This window comes from Mesorhizobium sp. M1A.T.Ca.IN.004.03.1.1 (assembly GCF_003997555.1).
Lineage (GTDB): Bacteria > Pseudomonadota > Alphaproteobacteria > Rhizobiales > Rhizobiaceae > Mesorhizobium.
Genome location: NZ_RZTV01000001.1, coordinates 501,850 through 521,209, shown reverse-complemented (window position 1 = coordinate 521,209; position 19,360 = coordinate 501,850). Strand labels below are relative to the sequence as shown.

Here is a 19,360-nt window from a genome sequence, read left to right as displayed (position 1 = left end):
ACTATGAGGATGCCTGCAGGCAAACGAGGTGCAGCGCAAAACAATCGGGACATGCGGGACTTGGCCGTTGACGCTTTGTCTCACATACGCTAATGAACAGGATTATACAGGTTCATTGAACAGGTATCCATATGGCCCGTCGCGCGACGCAACTCACTCCCGGCACGGGCAAGCCCGAGCAGATCGCGACGGTTCTGGAGCACGAGATCCGCTCAGGCGTGCTCGGCTTCGGCGATCGCCTGCAGAGCGAGAACGAGCTCGTCCAGCGCTTCTCGGTCAGCCGCAACACGGTTCGCAAAGGGCTGGAAGAGCTTTCAAGCCGCGGCCTCATCACCACCAAGGTCGGCATCGGGTCCTTCGTCACTTTCGACGGCATGCCGGTCGATGACGCGATCGGCTGGTCGCGCGCGCTCGCCAATGCGGGCGCCAATGCCGAAACCCGGACGCTTAGGCTCGAGATCATCGAGGATGCCGAGCTCGCGGCAAAGCTCGGTGTCGAGAGCTCGTCTTTCATCGCCGTCGATCGCGTCCGTACCAATGCCGATGACGGCCATGCGATCTCGATCGAACGCAGCCGCCTGCCACTGTCGCCCGAGCTGGAAGACGTGCCGCTGCGCGGGCTTCGCGAAGGCTCGCTGCACCAGACGCTGCGCGGGGCAGGGCTGGTGTCCGACCATGGCGAGGAGTGGGTCGACATCGAGATGCTCAGCGCTGCTGATGCCGCCATCCTCGATTGCGCGCCGGGCACGCCGTTCCTCAGGACGCGGCGGCTGACGCGCGCCGCCGACGGCCGCGCCATCGAATTCGTCACCAGCCTGCTCAACCCGGCGCATTTCGCGCTGCATCTGGAGTTCTGAGCATGGCGGCCGACGCGATCGACCGGGCGTTGGGCGCGCTGATCGGCGGCGCGCTTGGCGATGCGCTGGGCATGCCGACACAGCTTCTGTCGCCCGCCCGCATCGCCGAGCTCTATGGCCATGTCGAGGGTTTCGTTGCGCCCGCCGTCGACCATCCGGTGTCGAAGGGGCTGCCGGCAGGTGCCATCACCGACGACACCGAGCAGGCCCTGCTGCTCGGCCGCATCCTGGTCAGCTCCGGGAATCGCTTCGACCATGCGCGATGGGTCAACGCGCTGCTCGACTGGGAGCGCGACGTCAAGGCGCGTGGCAGTTACGACCTGCTTGGACCGTCGACCAAGCGGGCCATCGACGCCATCAATAACGGCCTGCCGGCGGAAGAAGCGGGGCGAACTGGCGACACCAACGGCGCCGCGATGCGGATTGCGCCGGTCGGCATTATGATCCGCCCGGAGCCGCTCGATGCCCTGGTTGCGAAAGTCGCGGAAACCTGCCGGGCTACGCACAATACGTCGATTGCGATTGCCTCCGCAGCCGCAGTTGCTGCCGCGGTCAGTCTCGGTGTTTCGGGCGCCGACTGGCGCGCTGCTTCCGGCCATGCCGTCGCGGCGGCAAAGCTTGGTGCCGCGCTTGGTCACTGGGTCACCGGCGGCGACATCGCCGAACGCATCCTCTGGGCGCAGGAACTTGTGCGCGGGAAGGGCGACAAAGAGGCGATCCGGTTGATCGTTGACCTGATCGGCACGGGGGTCGCCAGCCAGGAGTCGATTCCTGCAGCATTCGCCGTGCTGGAGGTTGCCAACGGGGATGCGTGGCGAGCGGCAGTGATCAGCGCCAATCTCGGCGGCGACACCGACACCATAGGCGCCATCGCCGCGGGCATGGCGGGCGCCTGTTCGGGCCTGTCGGGCCTGCCGCAAGATCAAATCGCGGGACTGAAGGGCATCGATCTCGCGGAGGTCGAGCCGTTGGCCAATGATCTTGTCGCGGCGCGCATGCCGAAGGCCCGTGGCGGCAAGGAGGACGCCGCATGAGCGGGCGCCTCGTTCATGTCGGCAGCGCGGTGGTCGACCATGTATATCGCATCGACGCTCTCCCGGCGGCGGGCAGCGAAAAGACCGCGACGAGCTATTCGCGCGTCGCCGGCGGCGGCTTCAACATGATGGTCGCGGCGAGCCGCACCGGCATGAAGGTGGTGTTCGGCGGACAGCTTGGCATCGGGGCAGACGGCGACTTCCTGCGCGCGGCTTTCGCCGCTGAAGGCATCGAGACCCTGACGCCGCCGTCACCCTTGATGGACAGCGGCAATTGCGTCGCCATGATCAGCAGCGATGCGGAACGCACCTTCGTCTCATGGCCGGGCGCGGAGAGCGTGCTGACACCGGACATGATGGTGCCCGTCCAAGTCATTCCGGGCGATTGGGTTTTCACCTCCGGCTATACGTTGAGCTACCCTGGCAGCCGCGAAGCGCTCGCCGACTGGATCGAGGCGCTGCCGGAGGAAGTTCCCGTAGTCTTCGATCCGACGCCTGTGATCGGGGAGATTCCGCGCCCGATCCTGGAAAGGGTGCTTGCCCGCACCGACTGGCTGAGCTGCAACGCCGACGAGGCCGCCGCAATAGCCGGCCGTGGCGACGCGCAGACCGTCGCGATCCGGCTTCTGGCCGAACACTGCCCGAAAGCCGCGGGCGTCGTGATCCGCGCCGGCGCGCACGGCTGCCTTGTGCGGCTGGCAGAAGGCGGCACGCGCGCGATCCCCGGTTTCGCGGTCAGCGCCGTTGACACCAATGGTGCCGGCGATACGCATATCGGCGCCTTCGTCAGCGCATTGTCGCGAGGGCTGTCGCCCTGCGAAGCGGCGCGCTATGCGAACGCCGCGGCGGCCCTTTCCGTCACCCGTCATGGCGGCTCGTCCGCGCCGACCGACAGTGAGATCCAGGAATTCCTAAGCCATCGCGATCAAGGAACGATAGCGCATGGCCGGGAGGACGCGACTGCAACTTAACAAGCCCATCAACCGGGCCAACAATGAGAGGAAAAGACATGCGCATGCCCAGACTGACCGCTTTTCTGACGGCGACCGCCGTCTTCGTCTCAGCATTCACGTTTGCCGCCCAGGCCGCCCAGGAAGTGCATGTGCTCAACTGGAAGGGCTACGGCGCCGACGAGCCATGGGCGGTCGCCAACTTCGAGAAGGCGACCGGCTACAAGGTCGTCAATGACTTCTTCAACTCCGAACAGGAGATGCTGACCAAGCTGAGGACCAATCCCGGCCTCTACGACGTCGTCATGATCAACGCCGCCTTCAACGACCAGGCGATGGCCGGCAAGCTGATCCAGCCGATCGATACGTCGAAGCTCTCCAACTATGCCGATATTGCCAAGGACAAGGCCGGCTCGCCGATGCTGAACCATGACGGCAAGGTCTATGGCGTGCCGTGGGTATGGGGCCTGACCGCTCTAGCCATCAACGAGAAGTCGTTCGACAAGCCGCCGACGAGCATCGCCGAGATGTGGGATCCAGCACATAAGGGGCGCGTCATCATCCGCGACGACGCCGTCGAGGCGGTGCAGTTCGGCGCCATCGCATCGGGGCAGAACATCAACGACATCAAGGATATGGGCGCGGTCAAGGCGAAGCTCACCTCGCTGATGCCGCAGATCAAGACCTTCTGGAGTTCGGAGAACGACTGGAACCAGATGGTTGCCTCCAACCAGATCGATATCGGCACCTATTGGAGCGGCTCCGCCGACCGCGCCAAGACGCATTTCAAGCTGCCGGTCTCGCTGGTCATCCCGCAGGAAGGCGCCGTCGCCTGGCTGGACGCCTTCTCCATCCCGGCCGGTTCCAAGAACGTCGCGGGCGCCGAGGCCTTCATCAACTACATGATCGACCCGAAATTCTATGTCGAATGGGTCACCAAGGTCGGCGCGCCGGTTTCGGCCAACACCAAGGCGGTCGAGGCACTGCCCGAGGACGCCTTCAACCGAAAGGTCATGGGCAGCCCAGAGGTCGCCAAACGTATCCAGTTCCAGGCGCCGGTCACGGATGAGCAGCGCGAGAAATACCTGGCACTTTGGCAGGAGCTGAAGGTCAACGTGAAATAGTTGGCGTCTTACGGGGAGGAGAGGCATCATGGCTGAGCAGCTCGCGACCGGTTCGCGCCGCGGACTGCGGCCAGCCCTGCCGCTTCTGCTTCCCGCTTATCTATGGCTGACGGTGGCGATCTTTCTGCCGCTGTCAGCCATGGTGTTCTTCTCCTTCATGACCGACCTGCCAATGGCCGGGAAGGAGTGGTCGTTCACGCTCGGCAACTACGCCGCCTTCTTCTCGCAAAGCCTTTATCTGACGCTTCTTCTGGCCTCGCTGCGGCTCGGGCTCGAGGTCACGCTTTGGTGCGTCGTTATCGGCTATCCGGCGGCTTACGTGCTGGCGAAGGTTCTTAAAGGCCGCAGCCGCGAGGCGATCTTTCTGCTGGTCATCCTGCCTTTCTGGTCGAACGGGCTGGTGCGCATCTTCTCCTGGGCCATGGTGCTGCGTGAGGGCGGCATTCTCGACACCACGCTCAATGCCGTCTTGCCGTTCAAGATCAATATCGATCTCATGTATTCCTACCCGGCGGTCATCATCGGCCTGGTGCACTCCTACGTGCCCTATATGGTGCTCACCTGTTACCTCACGCTGCAGGCGATCGACGACTCGCTGATCGAGGCGGGCCGCTCGCTCGGGGCTTCGCGGCTGCAGGTGCTCAAGCGGGTGATCATCCCGCTGTCGATGCCCGGCCTGATCGCGGGTGCGGCGCTGATCTTCGTGCCGGTCGTGGGTTCTTTCATGGAGCCGCGCATCCTCGGCGGCCGCACCGGCACTTTCTACGGCACCGTCATCGAGGACCAGTTTGTTGCCGTCTTCAACTGGCCGCTGGGCGCGGCGCTCTCCTTCATCCTGCTTGCCGTAGTGCTGGTCATCCTGGCGCTCGCGGCACCGGTCTTGCGGAGGGCCGGCTGATGGCGACGACGCGCATTCTGGAATGGGTCGGGCGCTTTTACATCTTCCTGTTGCTCGGCTTCCTCTATCTGCCGATCATCATCATGGCGCTGATGTCGTTCAACGCCTCGCCTTTTTACCAGCTGCCGTTCGAGTGGACGACGGACTGGTATGCTTCGCTAGCGCAAAACGACCAGCTGATCGCGGCGACCTGGAACAGCATCGAGATCGCGATCATCACGACGATCCTTTCAACGCTGCTTGGTTCGATGGCGTCGCTAGCGCTCTATCGCTACGTATTCCGCGGCAAGAAATTCCTGCAGGCGCTGCTCTTCCCGCCGATCGCCATTCCGTGGCTGATCACCGGCACCGCGATGCTGATCTTCTTCTTCGGCATCGGCATCGGTCGCGGGCTCATCGCGATCCTGCTCGGCCATGTCGCGCTGGCGCTGCCCTACGTCATCGTGGTCGTGTCGGCCCGCCTGCAAACCTTCGCGCCGGAGCTGGAAGAAGCGGCGCGTTCGCTCGGCGCCAATCAGTGGCAGGTTACCGTGCGCGTAACTTTGCCCTGGATCATGCCTGGCGTGATCGCCGGCGGACTGTTCGCATTCGCTGTCTCCTTCGACCAGTTCGTGGTCTCGTATTTCCTGTCGACGCCAGGCCAGACAACACTGCCGGTCGAAATCTACGCCGCGATCCGCAAGGGATTCACGCCCGAGATCAACGCGGTGTCGACCATCATCATCGCGGTGTCGATGGCGCTCATGCTGCTGACGGCGCGCTTCTTCAAATTCGGCGGAGAGAAATAATGGCCGGCGTCCAGGTATCGAACGTCTCCCGCAGTTTCGGCGCGCACAAGGCGCTGGACCATGTCTCGATCGACTTTCCGGACGGTGGCTTCTATGCGCTGCTCGGGCCTTCGGGCAGCGGCAAGACCACGCTGCTCAGGCAGATCGCCGGCTTCGACTTTCCGGATACCGGCCGCATCGCCATCGGCGGCGAAAGCGTCGAGCGCGTGCCGGTGGAGAAGCGGCGCATCGGCATGGTATTCCAGAACTATGCGCTGTTTCCCAATATGAGCGTCGCCGACAACGTCGCCTTCGGCCTTTCGGTGCGCGGCGAGCCGAAGGCGACGGTCGCTACGGAAGTGCAGCGGGCGCTGGATCTCGTCCAACTCGGCAAGCTCGGCGGCCGGCGGCCGCACCAGCTCTCGGGCGGCCAGCGGCAGCGTGTGGCGCTGGCGCGCGCCATCGTCACCAAGCCGCGCGTGCTTTTGCTCGACGAGCCGCTCGGCGCGCTCGACAAGGCGCTGCGCGTCGACATGCAGATCGAGCTGAAGCGCATCCAGCGCGAGATCGGCATCACCACCATCTTCGTCACCCACGACCAGGAAGAGGCGCTGACGATGAGCGACCGCATCGGCATATTGCGCGACGGCCGACTGGTGCAGGAGGGGCCGCCCGAGGAGATCTACGACAGGCCGCAAAGCGAGTTCGCCGCGACCTTCCTCGGCGACGCCAACATCTTTCGCGGCGATGCGACCGGCAACGGCATCAGGCTGCCCGACGGTACAGCAATCGCCGCTGCGTCGGGTGCGTCTCTCTCGGCCGGCGCCAAGGCGAGCTGCGCCGTGCGGCCCGAGCGCATCCAGATTTCAACCGGCTCTGCAACGTCCGAGGCGGGATATGCCAACACGGTCAGGGGCCAGGTTTCAAAACGCATCTTCGCCGGCAACAACAGCACCTATTTCGTCGACCGCGATGGACAGACGGTGAAGGTCATTGTCCAGAACACCGGCGCCGAGCGGCTGGCCGAAGGGCAAGAAGTGATGCTCAGCTGGTCGCCGGAGAGCACGGTGCTGATCGCGGCGTAAGCCGGATCCCCGGTCCCTGATGGGAAATGATGGCGCGGCCCTTGGCTGACCGCCTGATCCTGGCGTTAAATCCAGTCCTCGACGGGAGGAATGGATGGCGAGCATGGATTTCGAGCCGGACGTGAAAGTCCGGGTCAAGGAGTACCGGATCGGCTGCATCGGCGCCGGCATGATCATGGCCGAGTGCCATCTCGCCGCCTACGCGCAAGCCGGCTTTCCGGTGGTGGCGATCGCCTCACGAACCAGGACGAATGCCGAAAAGGTCGCCGGCCGCTGGGGCATTCCGACCGTCTGCGATACGCCGGAGCGGCTGATCGAAGACAGCCGCGTCGAGATCGTCGACCTTGCCTTCCCGCCGGACCAGCAGCCCGCGCTGATCCGCCATGCACTGAAGCAGCCGCACATCAAGGCGATTCTGGCGCAGAAGCCGCTGGCGCTCTCGGTCGAGGAAGCGGTGAAGCTGCGCGACGAGGCGGCGGCCCCCGGCAAGATCCTCTCGGTCAACCAGAACATGCGCTACGACCAGTCGATGCGCGTCTTGAAGCAGATCATCGATAGCGGCGCGCTGGGCGAGATCGTCTTCGCCGAGATCGACATGCATGCCATCCCGCACTGGCAAACCTTCCTCGCCGGATATGACCGGCTGACGCTCGCCAATATGAGTGTGCACCACCTCGACGTGCTGCGCTTCCTGTTCGGCGACCCTGACGAAATCACGACGCTGACGCGCAGGGATCCGCGCACCAAGTTCGAACATTCCGACGGCATCACCGTTTCGACGCTGCGCTTTCCCTCCGGCGTGCTCGCGGTGTCGCTGGAGGACGTCTGGTCCGGCCCGCGTCAGCAAGGCTATTCCGACGACCAGCATATCGACTGGCGCGTCGATGGCACCAAGGGTGTCGCTAAGGGCACGATCGGTTGGCCGAAGGGCGTCGCCTCGACGCTGACCTACGCCTCGACAGAGACGACCGGCGGCAAATGGGTCAGCCCGAGCTGGGAGACGATGTGGTTTCCGCATGCCTTCATCGGCGTCATGGAGCAACTGCAATATGCGCTCAAGACCGGCACGCCGCCGGCGCTTTCCGTTGCCGACAATGTCAACACCATGGCGCTGGTGGAGGCCGGTTACCGGTCGATGGCGGAGGGCCGCACCATCAGGCTGTCCGAAATCCCTGTCGACCAGGCGACTAAGAAACAGGGCAATTGAATCGCTTATCGGGAGGACTTCACCTCATGATGCAGGCAGGTATCTTCACAGGCTATTTTCCGTATGAGCTCGAGGAGGTCGCCAGGCGCATCCGGGCGCTCGATTTCAACACCGTGCAGCTCGACCTGCATTTCAAGGATATCGACCTCTCGGCCGGACAGATCACCAGGGACAAGGCGAGGCGGGTGCGCGATACGTTCCGCGACCACAACCTGCCGGTTTGCTGCGTGTCCGGCTACACGAACATCATCCACCCGGACAGGGCCGAGCGCGAGCGGCGGCTTGCCTACCTGAAGGAGATCATCCGGAACGCGCGCGATTTCGGCTCGCCTTACGTGATCTCGGAAACCGGCACCTACAACACCGAATCCGACTGGGTGCATCATCCGAAGAACAAGACCGAGGAGGGTTTTGAGGAGTGCCGCAAGGTGATCTCGGATCTTGCCCAGACCTCCTACGACCACGGCGCGGTGTTCCTGCTCGAAACCTACGTCAACAACGTTGTCGGCTCGGTCGAGGAGACGGTCAGGATGTTCGCTCAGGTCGATCATCCCGGCCTCGGCCTGTTGATGGACCCGACGAACTATTTCGAGGCGCACAACATCGACCGCATGGATCAAGTGCTGAACCAGGTGTTCGACACGCTGACGGACAAGATCAAAATCGCGCATGCCAAGGACGTGAAGCGTTCGGGCGGCGACAAGACGGAGAAGCATGCCGACATCGGCGACGCGGAGGCGCATGAGGGGCTGACCTTCCGCGGCGTCGGCGAGATCGAACTGCCGGCGCCGGGGCTCGGCGCGCTGAATTACGATCTCTATCTCAAGCGTCTCAGCAAAAAGCACCCGAACATCCCGGTGATCATCGAGCATCTCGACGAGGAGGACGTGCCGCGCGCCAAGAAATTCCTCGACGGGAAATTCCGCGCCAACGGGCTTTAATGACGATGACGACCACCGGTACGAAGCGCGACTACAGCCTTGTCGGCGAGAGCACGCGGCTTGCGATAGAGACCGGACTTGCATCGGCCGAGTGGTACCACACCGACGTGCCGCGCAAGGTGATGAAGGAGCTGATGCAGCGTTGCGACGGGCCGGCGATCCGCGATAGCGTCATCTGGATCTCGGCGATCCTGGGCTCAGCCGCCGGTATTGTCTGGTTCTGGGGCACGTGGTGGGTCGTGCCATTCATGTTCGTCTATGGCGTGCTCTATGGCTCGTCGAGCGACTCGCGCTGGCACGAATGCGGGCACGGCACCGCGTTTCGCACGCGCTGGATGAACGATGTCGTTTATCACATCGCCTCGTTCATGCTGATGCGAAACCCGGTGCAGTGGCGCTGGAGCCATGCCCGTCACCACACCGACACGATCATTGTCGGCCGCGATGCCGAGATCGCCGTTATGCGGCCCCCGGACCTCATCAAGGCTGCGCTCGCCTTCACGGGCATTCTCGACTTCCGCTATTCGCTGCCCACGCTGGTGCGCCAGGCCTTCGGCAAGCTGTCGGACGACGAGAAGAGCTACATTCCGGAGATGGAGCAGCACAAGGCGGTGATCGCGGCGCGCTGGCACATCGCGGTATACGCCGCGACGATCGCTGTCGCGATCGCGTTTGGGTCATGGATACCGCTGGTGCTGATCGGCTTGCCGCGGCTCTACGGCACCTGGCACATGGTAACGACCGGCCTGCTGCAGCATATCGGGCTGGCCGACAACGTCACCGACCATCGGCTCAACACGCGCACGGTCTATATGAACCCGATCAGCCGGTTCATCTACTGGAACATGAACTACCATGTGGAGCATCACATGTTCCCGATGGTGCCCTATCATGCGCTGCCCAAGCTGCATGAGTTGATCAAGCACGATTTGCCGGAGCCGAACCCGTCGATGTTGCATGCCTATCGCGAGGTCTGGCCGGTGCTGCTCAGGCAGCTGAAATACGAGGACTATTACCTCAAGCGCGAATTGCCGCCGACGGCCAAGCCCTATCGCGGCGATTCCACGATCTCGACATAACGGCTGCGGCTGCCGAATAAGGTCGGTGCGCGCGGCAGTTGTGCGAACCCAATCAGGAGAAGGACGATGGCGGAGTGGGTCGAAGCTTGCGCGGTCGACGAGGTGGATGAGGAGGACGTGATCCGCTTCGACCATGGCGGCCGCACCTTCGCGATCTACCGCTCGCCTGACGACGAGTTCTTCGCCACCGACGGTTTCTGCACGCATGAAAAGGCGCATTTGGCCGACGGGCTGGTGATGGACGACATCATCGAATGCCCGAAGCATAATGGCCGCTTCAACTATAAGACTGGCCAGGCCAAGGGCGCGCCGGTCTGCGTCAACCTCAAAACCTATCCGGTGAAGGTCGAGGCCGGCAAGGTGATGATCGATATCGGCTGAAGGCAAGCGGAGCGCATCGCGGCGTTCTCGGAAAATGTCGGCGACGTCAACAGCGGCGCCTATCCGGAAGACCGGCACATCGTGCATATGGATCCAGACGAGCTCAGGCGTTTCATGAAGAAAGTGGACGCAAGAGCCTGAACGGGCACTGCGATGGGTCTGCCTGGGTTCGCCGCCAAGTGCGGCAGGTATTGGGCCGGCCTCGCGGCCCGAGCCGGTAAGCTTTCGTCGAGAGATCGGCGCCTATTTCCGTAGCTTGACCACGCCCATCAGGACCTCCGGATAGGTTGCGGCCATCATCCCCTGATCGGCCTGCGCGGCAAAAATGGCGGTGCACCGTTCGGCGTTGAATCGGAAACGGCGTCTGTATTTTTCCTTGTTGAGAATGATCCCGGAGAGGCCGTCGAATTTGCGGAGCAATCGCTTGCGCAGACCTCTCGTCCAGAGCGGACGCTTGAACCGATCGAGCCAGGGCGTATCTTTCGCCAGGTTGCGATAGATCGCCATCGCGGCGAGTTCCACTCCTTCAGGGCTTGGCCACCACGGCTTTCCGAAGGTGAAATGACGCGCGAAGGCTCTACTGAAGGGTATCTGGCTGGAATAGTTGGTCTGCAGATTCCAGAGCGGATGCATCGTTTGCCAGCGTCCGGCAAACGCTATGTTGAGCGCTCCCTGATCGAGCTTCGGTACCCGCCGCAGCGCCAGTTCGCGCGCCCGCTCCAAGAGCCCCTCGGCGCGGATCATTGGCATGTTCAGCACCAGTATGCCGGCGTTGAAATGCGATGAGCCGGGCTCCATCTCAAGAGACTCACGGCAGCTCGGATCGAAATAGGTCTGTTCGTCATGGGCCGCCAAGAGTGGGGCATTCAGTTCAACATCGGCCAAGTCGGTGATCGACCGGTTGAAGATAACATCGGTGTCCACATAGACGAGCCTGTCGTAGGGCTCGAATACCGCCAGCTTGTCGGCAAGCAGGCGAATGTAGGTTGCTACGCTGAGGTGACCGGGATCGAAATCGAATTCCTTCATGAGATCGGACACGTCGACGATCTTGACGGCAGCCCCGAGCAATCGGTCCGCGACCGGCAAATCCTCAGTTCCGGCGCCGATATGAAGGATGAAACCGTCGATAGGCGCAGATACGTCCAGTATGCGCCGCGCGCCCAGAACAGCGTATGGGAAATTTTTTGCGTCTGCCGCCAAGACGAAGCAGGAACGATGCAATTGAGCCACCCCTTATATGCCCTTGGCTCTTCATATCCGAACTCATCGTGCAACCCAAGAGGGTGCCGAGGGCGCCGTCCGGCGGGCCCATAAGCGGCGGAGCCCGGCCATCCGATTCGGTGCGAGCGGCCAGTTGGCCTGAGGGTTGGCTTGGGCGGGTGGTGATCTCGATCGTCCGCAACGATGCGGTGCCCTGATCTCGTTTAGTCGAGCAGTATTTGGTGCACCGCAGGGAGCCAATACCCGTCGGCGAGCACCGCATGGAGCGCATCGGCATGGGATCCGAGCGGCCGGTCTTCCTTAAGCGTCGGCACATGGGCGCGGACGGCCGCGTGGATCGCGCTGGTGGCCGGCGCAAGTGTCAGACCTTCGCGAAGATCGACGGCCTGTGCGGCGGCCATAAGCTCCAGGGCGATCAGCCGCCGCCACAGTACGATCATCTCGACGCATTTGGCGACGGCGAGGGGAGTCTGCGTCGCATGATCCTCAACACCTTCGGACACGGGCAGGAAGTCGAGCATCACCGGATTGGCCTTGTGGCGGATGGCGGCCAGGATCGCCGTCACCGTCTTCTGCAGCGGCACGAAGCCGGCGGACGCGCCGCCGATTGGCGACAGATATTTCGGCAAGCCGTGGCGGGTTGAGCCGGTGAGCTGGATGAAGCGCGCGGCCGACGCCGCCGCGCATTGCGCAATCGCCAGACCTAGCGTCTCGAAGGCGAGCGACAGCGAGGCGGTGTGGAAATTGCCGGTCGACAGCACGAGTGAGTCGTTGGCGAGCACCAGCGGGTTGTCGGCGGACGCGTTGAGCTCGATCTCGACCGTGAGCCGGGCATGGTCGATCGCCTGGATGAGCGCGCCGTGGATCGAGGGCATGCAGCGGATCGACAGCGGATCCTGAAGGGTGGTCGGCGCGGGCGTCCCGTCGCGGGTGAGCAGGTCGCGCAACGCCTTTGCCGCTACCTGCTGGCAGGCGGCCGGCCGCGCCAGATGCAGGCGCGGGTCAAGGATGGTGCGGTTGGCCCCGAACGCTTCCATGGTGAGCGCGCCGGCCTGCTCCTGCTGTTCGAGTGCCGACAGCGCGTCGACGAGCGCCAGCGCGCCGGCGCCGGTAGAAACCGCGGAAGCGTTGATCAGCGACAGACCATCCTTCGGTGCCAGGCTGACTGGCGCAAGCCGCGCCATCATCAGCGCCTTTGCCGAAGGCATGCGCCTGCCCTGATAGTCGGCATCGCCTTCGCCGATCAGCGTGTGGGCTATCGCGGTCATCAGCACCAGGTCGCCGGCGCCGATCGAGCCCAGCGACGGCATCACCGGATGGATGCCGGCGTTGAGCAGATCGACCAGCGCGGTGAGGACATGCGGCGACAGGCCGGAGCCGCCGGCGGAAAGCATGGCGATGCGGGCAAACATTGCGGCGCGCACGAGCTGGGCGGGCAATGGGTTTCCCACCGCAGCTCCGCGTCCGTCGAGAAGCTGGCGCTGGAAGGCACCGGCATCGCCTTCGACAGCCGTGCCGAGATTGGCGCCCAGCCCGGTGTTCAGCCCATAGATCTGCTGGCCGCCGGCAGCGGCGTCATCAAGGACCTGGCGGGCCTTGCCGAGTTTCTCGATGACCGCCGGCGTGATCTCGACCTTGCCTGCACTGCGCGCCACGGCGGCCACGTCCTCGATGCTGACGCCGGCGCCGGTGAGAACGAGCGGGGTCATGCGAAACGCAGCCTCTGGCCGATGCCTTGTTCCGCGGCTTTGGCCAGCATCGCCTTGCCGAGCGCAATGTCGGAGAGCGACAGACCCCGATGCCAGAACAGGATCGTCTCGCCGTCGCTTTGCCGGCCCGCTTTGTGCCCGGCAGCGATCTGGCCGAGCTCGGCATGCAGCGTCGCCTCGCTAAGCCGTCCCGTCTCGACATGGGCGCGCAGCGAGCCGAACTTGCCGCCCTTGCACTGACCCCAGTCGTCGACGACGATCTTTTGCATGATGTCGGTAAGCGAAAGCTCCACCGCGCTCATCGTGCCATAGGGCACGACCAGCGCGCCGCGCTTGATCCAGGCGGTCTTGAGCAGGGGTTGCGGTTCCGGTAGCCGCGAGGCTTCGACAACGATGTCGGCGCCTTCCACGCAACTCTTCCAGTCGGCAACGGCGACAACCGGCTTGCCGAGGTCGGCGGCAAGCTTCGCGGCGAAAGCGTCGCGGCTTTCGGGGCGGCGCGAATGGACGCGGATCTCGTCGAAGTCGAACAGGTGATCGAGCAGTCGCACGTTCCAGTAGGCGGTGCCGCGCGCGCCGATGTGACCGAGCACCCTGGATGATTTCTTCGCCAGATGCTTGGCGCCGATGGCGGTGACCGCGCCGGTGCGCATATCGGTGATGACGGTGGCGTCGAGGATGGCGCGTGGCGCGCCGGTGCGCGGGTCGAACAGGTTGAGTATGCCGAATTCGGACGGCAGGGCGTGCAGGTAGTTGTCGACATAATCGCCGACGATCTTGACGCCGGCCGCATCGAGCGGCGCCACATAGCCGCGCAGCACGTTGAAATGACCGCGGAAGGACGGATCCGGCTCAAGATGGACGCGCGGCTCGATCACCGTCTGGCCCTTGCCCTGGGCGACGAGCCCGGCTTCGACGGCGCCGATGATCTCGGCATCGCTCAGGCCAAGGGCTTCAATGTCGAGAGCATTGAGGTAGTCGATATAGATCGGCTTCATGCATTTCCCTCGTCCGGCCCGCGCTCATCCATAACAGGCGGCGGGGCGACACGAAAGTTTGTTGGATAAGCTCTGGACTGGTTCAGCCTTATGCTGTTCAACCGGCGCGTCATGACCAGCATCCCCGACAATGAGGCCGTATCCCAGCTCGTGCCGACGGCGGCGCGCCAGGCGCGGCGCGTCGCGCTGATCGTTGCCGTCGCCTTTTTCATGCAGTTGCTGGATTCGACGATCATCTCGACGTCGCTGCCGCAGATGGGGCAGTCTTTCGGCGTGCCGGCAGTGGCGATGAGCATCGGGATCACCGCTTACATGTTGACCATGGCGGTGTTCGTGCCGTTGTCGGCCTGGCTTGCCGACCGGTTTGGCGCGCGCAACATTTTCCTCGTCGCGATCGGGCTGTTCACGCTGGCGTCGATCGCCTGCGGCTACTCACAGAGCCTGACGCAATTCGTTGCCGCCCGCATCGTTCAGGGCCTCGGCAGCGCCTTGATGACGCCGGTCGGCCGCATCCTGGTGCTGCGCAACGCCGCCAAGTCCGAATTGCTTGCCGCCACGGCGCTGATCACCTGGCCGGCCTTGTTCGCGCCGGTGATCGGGCCGATGCTCGGCGGCTTCATCACCACCTATCTGTCCTGGCACTGGAACTTCTTCATCAACGTTCCGCTCGGCCTCGCCGGGCTGCTGCTTGTCGCGCGCTTCGTTCCGGGCGATCGCGAATCCGAGACCAGGCCGCTCGACTGGCCGGGATTCTTCCTCACCGCGCTCGGCCTCGCCGCGATGCTCTATGGGCTGGAACGGCTTGCGCATCCCGAGGATGGCATGCTGCCGACAGTGGGCCTGGTTGCCGCCGGCGTCGCGGTCGGCTGGGTCGCCGTGCGGCACTTGCGGCGGGTGACGCATCCGCTGCTCGACCTGTCCCCCTTCAAAGTGCCGACCTTCGCCATCTCGACGCTCTCGGCGGGCACGATCTTTCGCGTCGCCATCAACGCCACGCCGTTCCTGCTGCCGCTGCTCTTCCAGGTGGGCTTCGGCATGCGGCCGGTGGACGCCGGCCTGCTGATCCTGGCCTACTTCCTCGGCAACCTCGGGATGAAAGCGGTGACCACGCCGACGCTCAGACTCTTTGGCTTTCGCCGGGTGCTGGTGGTCAACGGGGTGATTGCCTCGCTTGGAATCGCGGCGTGCGGCGTGATTTCGCCGCAGACACCGCTGGCACTTGTCGTGGCGTTGATGCTGGTCGCCGGTCTGACGCGCTCGATGCAGTTCACGGCGCTCAACACGCTTGCCTTCGCGGATATCGGCGCGCCGCAGCGCAGCTCGGCCGCGACTTTGTCCAGCATGCTGCAGCAGGTGGCGATGCTGTTTGGCGTGGCCGTGGCCGCGGCGATCCTCAACCTGTCGCAGATCGTGCGCAGTGGCGCGGCGCCCAACCTAATAGACTTCAGGATCGCCTTTTTCGTGATCGGCCTGATCGGGCTGGTGGCAGCGCTGCGCTTTCTGGTCCTTCCGGCCCATGCGGGTGCAGAGGTCTCAGGCCATACCGGGCGGGACTGAAATGGGCCTGGAAGGCCGGCCTGCGCACGCCCGCGGCGGCACCGAACTTCTACGGCAAACTGTCGGGGCTCGGCACTTTTGTGCATCGCAATGACCCGGAGCTCATCGCCTCTGGCCCCGTCAAGGCGTGGAGGAATGACGACCGCTCCGCACCGACCAGCTGGGCGGATTTTCAGACTGAGCAGGGGTCTCCCCTTCTCCACAAGAAGGGAGAAGGGAAGGTTTGCTCTCTAATCGCTGCGCCTAAAATTACGGATGCGGTCGAACAGCACCGCCAGGATGATCGCGCCCCCGATGAAAGTGCCTTGCCAAAAGGCGTTGATGCCGAGCAGGCCGAGGCTGTTGCGGATGACCTCGATCAGGGCGGCGCCGACGATGGCGCCGAACGCGGTGCCGACGCCGCCGGCGAGGTCGGCGCCGCCGATGACGGTCGCGGCAATCACCTGCAGCTCCATGCCGTTGCCGAGATTGGTGGTGACGGCGCCGAGCCAGCCGGTCTGGATGATGCCGGCGAGACCGGCCGAGAGCGCCGAGATCATGTAGACTGCGACCTTGATCTGGCGCACCGGAACACCGGTCAGTGTGGCCGCATGCTCATTGCCGCCGATGGCGAAGATATGCCGGCCGAACTTGGTCCAGCGCAGGATGAAGCCGGTGATCAACGCCAAAAGGATCATATAAAGCACCGGATTGGCGATGCCGAACACCCAGGCGCCGCCGCCCAGCGCCAGCAGCTTGTCGTGGTCCGGCCCGAACTGGAAGACGACGGTGTTGTTGGAGGCGACCATGGCGAGGCTGCGCGCCACCGACAGCATGCCGAGCGTCACCACGAAGGGTGGGAAACCGAGATAGGCGATGAGCACCCCGTTGAAGGCGCCGATGGCTAAAGCGGTGACGATCGAGGCCAGGATGCCGATTTCGATCGAATAACCGGCATGCATGGTGACGGCCAGCACCATCGAGCACAGGCACAGCACCGAGCCGACCGACAGGTCGATGCCGCCGGTGATGATGACGAAGGTCATGCCGAGCGCCACGATGGCGACGAAGGTGATGTTGCGGGTGATGTTGAAGAGGTTCTTCTGCGTGGCGAAAGCGTCGGTCGCGAAGGACAGGAACAGGCAGGCGAGGATAACCGCGATCACCACCCAGAAGGTCTGGTTGGCAAAGAGCCGTGAGAAGAATGTGTGCTGCTTCTGCGCGATCGTCTGGTCAAGGGTGACTGCCATTATCGACCTTTCCTGAGGCGTTGGACGCCTGATCCACGCGATTACGCAACCTGTTCGATGGCGCCGGTGATCAGCCCGGTGACTTCCTCGGGCGAGCTCGAGGCGATCTTCTTGTCGGCGACTTTCCTGCCGCGCCGCATGACGATGACGCGGTCGGCGACATCGAAGACGTCGGGCATGCGGTGGCTGATCAGCACCACGGCGATGCCCTGGTCACGCAGATGGCGGATCAGGTTCAGCACCTCCGCGACCTGTCTCACCGAGATCGCCGCCGTCGGCTCGTCCATCAGCACGATCTTGGCTTGCGACAGCATGGTGCGGGCGATCGCCACCGCCTGGCGCTGGCCGCCAGACATCTGCTTGACGAGGTCGCGCGGCCGCGTCTCGGATTTCAGTTCGGCAAAGAGCTGGCCGGCGCGCTTGTACATCGCGGCGTAGTCGAGAATGCGGAAGGGGCCGATGCCGCGGCGCAGTTCCCGGCCGAGATAGACATTGGCGGCAGCCGTCAGATTGTTGCAAAGCGCCAGGTCCTGATGGACGATCTCGATGCCGTGCTGGCGGGCCTCGGCCGGCTTGTGCAGGATCAGCTCCTTGCCGTCCATGTGCATCGTGCCGTGACTGGGGCGGAAATTGCCGGCGATCATCTTGACCAGCGTCGACTTGCCGGCGCCGTTGTCGCCCATCAGGCCGACGACCTCGCCGGCCTCGAGCGTGAACGAGACGTCGTTCACCGCCTGGATGGCGCCGAAATGCTTCGAGATGTTGGCGAGTTCGAGAACCGACACCAGCCTTAAGCCTCCCCGTTTTCGTCCCTCGACTGCCTTGCCATAATTGCCGGCGCCGCAGGGGCCTCGCGCCTCCAACTCCTCCCGAGCAGGTGCGATAGACTCATTTAGGCAAATGCGGCCATGGGCGTCAATCAATTGTCGGGCGATTAATTTCGAGTCCCGTTGAAAAATCGGTTTTGTAGGACAAATAGCAATTGACGTTGGCAGCGAGCCGTTATTAGCTAGCATTGGAGGAAGAATTTTTCCGTCGCGAAATCGCTGCTCGGCGTGACGCGGTGGGCGAGATTCAGGATCCGGCCGGCGCCCATTCGAGCTGGAACGGATCGGCAAATGCTTGTCGGCCCGGCTTGAGACACGAACTTTCGAGCCTATTCCGCGTGTTGCTTGCATCCGGGCCGATCGGTGTGGCGGGCACGTCGTGTCCGTCTGTTTTCAAGGGAGGACTGATATGAGGAAATCACTTTTGCTCGCCGCCGTCGCCGCCATGGCGCTGGGCTCCGGGCCGGCTTTGGCCAAGAAACAGCTCGTCATTGTCGTAAAGGGCCTCGACAACCCGTTCTTCGAAGCCATCCATCAGGGCTGCGAGAAGTGGAACAAGGAGAACGCGAGCTCCGAGTATGAATGCTTCTACACCGGCCCGGCATCGACCTCGGACGAGGCCGGCGAAGCACAGATCGTGCAGGACATGCTGAGCAAGCCGGACACGGCCGCGATGGCGATCTCGCCGTCCAACGCGCCGCTGATCGCGCAGACGATCAAGAGCGCCAATCCATCGATCCCGATCATGACGGTCGATGCCGATCTCGCCAAGGAAGACGCCGCGCTTCGCAAGACCTATCTCGGCACCGACAACTATCTGATGGGCAAGCGAATCGGCGAATACATCAAGAAGGCCAAGCCGAATGGCGGCACGATCTGCACGATCGAGGGCAATCCGGCCGCCGACAACATCCTGCGCCGCGCGCAGGGCATGCGCGATGCGCTGTCGGGCAAGGAAGGCCTGCCCGCGCTCGCCGGCGAAGGCGGCTGGACGGAAGTGGCGGGTTGCCCGGTGTTCACCAATGACGACGGCGCCAAGGGCGTGCAGGCGATGACAGACATCCTGGCCGCCAATCCGAAGCTCGACGCTTTCGGCATCATGGGCGGCTGGCCGCTGTTCGGCGCTCCGCAGCCCTATCGCGACCTGTTCAAGCCGATGGCCGACAAGATCGCCAAGAACGAGTTCGTCATCGGCGCCGCCGACACGATCGGCGACGAGGTGGCTATCGCCAGGGAGGGCCTTGTGACCGCACTGGTCGGCCAGCGGCCGTTCGAAATGGGCTACAAGGCGCCGTCGGTGATGCTCGACCTCATCCAGGGCAAGAAGGTCGACGATCCGGTCTTCACCGGCCTCGACGAATGCACAAAGGATACGGTCGACACCTGCATCCAGAAGTAGGCTTCGATCCCCGGGGCGCCCTTCGAAGGGCGCCCCTCCACCTTTCGCCAGGACTATGGGCGCGGCCTTGCCGGGGCGGCGGAGCCAAGAGTTT

General features: G+C 63.8%; 17 protein-coding genes and 3 pseudogenes. 15 read left to right on the top strand and 5 right to left on the bottom strand.

What is annotated here, in order from left to right:
- The first annotated feature begins 131 nt into the window (after positions 1-131).
- From EOD29_RS02430 to EOD29_RS38005, 12 genes and pseudogenes are all read left to right on the top strand, one after another.
- Entirely contained in the window at positions 132-857 is a 726-nt protein-coding gene (locus EOD29_RS02430) for a GntR family transcriptional regulator (protein ID WP_066992221.1), read from the top strand.
- A 2-nt stretch (positions 858-859) separates the two neighbouring features.
- Complete coding sequence (locus EOD29_RS02425; protein WP_127245834.1) at positions 860-1,891, top strand: ADP-ribosylglycohydrolase family protein; 1,032 nt, start codon at positions 860-862, stop codon at positions 1,889-1,891.
- Entirely contained in the window at positions 1,888-2,862 is a 975-nt protein-coding gene (locus EOD29_RS02420) for a PfkB family carbohydrate kinase (protein WP_127245833.1), read from the top strand. Before EOD29_RS02425 ends, EOD29_RS02420 begins: the two co-directional genes overlap by 4 nt.
- Before the next feature lie 38 nt (positions 2,863-2,900).
- Positions 2,901-3,965: an ABC transporter substrate-binding protein gene (locus EOD29_RS02415; protein ID WP_095802315.1), complete on the top strand. Its 1,065-nt coding sequence runs from the start codon at positions 2,901-2,903 to the stop codon at positions 3,963-3,965.
- Between the two features lie 28 nt (positions 3,966-3,993).
- Positions 3,994-4,863 carry an ABC transporter permease gene (locus EOD29_RS02410; protein ID WP_127217374.1) on the top strand — a complete coding sequence of 290 codons (870 nt, stop codon included), beginning with the start codon at positions 3,994-3,996 and terminating at the stop codon, positions 4,861-4,863.
- Positions 4,863-5,651: an ABC transporter permease gene (locus EOD29_RS02405; RefSeq protein WP_127245832.1), complete on the top strand. Its 789-nt coding sequence runs from the start codon at positions 4,863-4,865 to the stop codon at positions 5,649-5,651. The genes EOD29_RS02410 and EOD29_RS02405 overlap by 1 nt, the downstream gene beginning before the upstream one ends.
- On the top strand, positions 5,651-6,715 hold the full coding sequence (locus EOD29_RS02400) for an ABC transporter ATP-binding protein (protein ID WP_067328874.1): 1,065 nt from the start codon (positions 5,651-5,653) through the stop codon (positions 6,713-6,715). Before EOD29_RS02405 ends, EOD29_RS02400 begins: the two co-directional genes overlap by 1 nt.
- A gap of 94 nt (positions 6,716-6,809) precedes the next feature.
- The gene (locus EOD29_RS02395) at positions 6,810-7,922 is read left to right on the top strand and encodes a Gfo/Idh/MocA family oxidoreductase (RefSeq protein ID WP_095824971.1); all 1,113 of its coding nucleotides are present in this window, start codon (positions 6,810-6,812) and stop codon (positions 7,920-7,922) included.
- Between the two features lie 26 nt (positions 7,923-7,948).
- Positions 7,949-8,863 (top strand): sugar phosphate isomerase/epimerase, encoded by a 915-nt coding sequence (locus EOD29_RS02390; protein WP_095824970.1) that lies wholly within the window; start codon positions 7,949-7,951, stop codon positions 8,861-8,863.
- Between the two features lie 5 nt (positions 8,864-8,868).
- A pseudogene (locus tag EOD29_RS02385) lies at positions 8,869-9,962 on the top strand (fatty acid desaturase family protein).
- Between the two features lie 46 nt (positions 9,963-10,008).
- On the top strand, positions 10,009-10,323 hold the full coding sequence (locus EOD29_RS02380) for a MocE family 2Fe-2S type ferredoxin (RefSeq protein ID WP_095824968.1): 315 nt from the start codon (positions 10,009-10,011) through the stop codon (positions 10,321-10,323).
- Between the two features lie 3 nt (positions 10,324-10,326).
- Positions 10,327-10,464 (top strand): annotated as a pseudogene (locus EOD29_RS38005) (3-methyl-2-oxobutanoate hydroxymethyltransferase); the annotation flags it as partial.
- A gap of 102 nt (positions 10,465-10,566) precedes the next feature.
- On the opposite strand, the gene EOD29_RS02370 reads toward EOD29_RS38005, so the two are convergent.
- The 3 genes from EOD29_RS02370 to EOD29_RS02360 form a co-directional block, all read right to left on the bottom strand.
- Positions 10,567-11,556, bottom strand: coding sequence for a glycosyltransferase (locus tag EOD29_RS02370; RefSeq protein WP_127216177.1), 990 nt, complete (start codon positions 11,554-11,556; stop codon positions 10,567-10,569).
- A 194-nt stretch (positions 11,557-11,750) separates the two neighbouring features.
- Positions 11,751-13,256 carry a histidine ammonia-lyase gene (gene hutH / locus EOD29_RS02365; RefSeq protein ID WP_095802323.1) on the bottom strand — a complete coding sequence of 502 codons (1,506 nt, stop codon included), beginning with the start codon at positions 13,254-13,256 and terminating at the stop codon, positions 11,751-11,753.
- Positions 13,253-14,254, bottom strand: coding sequence for an ornithine cyclodeaminase family protein (locus EOD29_RS02360; protein WP_127216175.1), 1,002 nt, complete (start codon positions 14,252-14,254; stop codon positions 13,253-13,255). The genes hutH and EOD29_RS02360 overlap by 4 nt, the downstream gene beginning before the upstream one ends.
- Positions 14,255-14,365: 111 nt before the next feature.
- Here EOD29_RS02360 and EOD29_RS02355 point away from each other — a divergent pair, with 111 nt between their 5' ends.
- On the top strand, positions 14,366-15,811 hold the full coding sequence (locus EOD29_RS02355) for an MFS transporter (RefSeq protein ID WP_127246130.1): 1,446 nt from the start codon (positions 14,366-14,368) through the stop codon (positions 15,809-15,811).
- 5 nt (positions 15,812-15,816) lie between these two features.
- A pseudogene (locus EOD29_RS36975) lies at positions 15,817-15,918 on the top strand (amidohydrolase); the annotation flags it as partial.
- A gap of 123 nt (positions 15,919-16,041) precedes the next feature.
- Here EOD29_RS36975 and EOD29_RS02345 read toward each other — a convergent pair.
- On the bottom strand, positions 16,042-17,040 hold the full coding sequence (locus EOD29_RS02345; RefSeq protein ID WP_066992267.1) for an ABC transporter permease: 999 nt from the start codon (positions 17,038-17,040) through the stop codon (positions 16,042-16,044).
- 41 nt (positions 17,041-17,081) lie between these two features.
- A complete protein-coding gene (locus EOD29_RS02340; RefSeq protein ID WP_066992363.1) occupies positions 17,082-17,825 on the bottom strand; it encodes an ATP-binding cassette domain-containing protein in 744 nt (247 codons plus the stop codon).
- 451 nt (positions 17,826-18,276) lie between these two features.
- Between EOD29_RS02340 and EOD29_RS02335 the strand changes: the two genes are divergently transcribed.
- Positions 18,277-19,266 (top strand): sugar-binding protein, encoded by a 990-nt coding sequence (locus EOD29_RS02335; RefSeq protein WP_127245831.1) that lies wholly within the window; start codon positions 18,277-18,279, stop codon positions 19,264-19,266.
- The last annotated feature ends 94 nt before the right edge of the window (positions 19,267-19,360 follow it).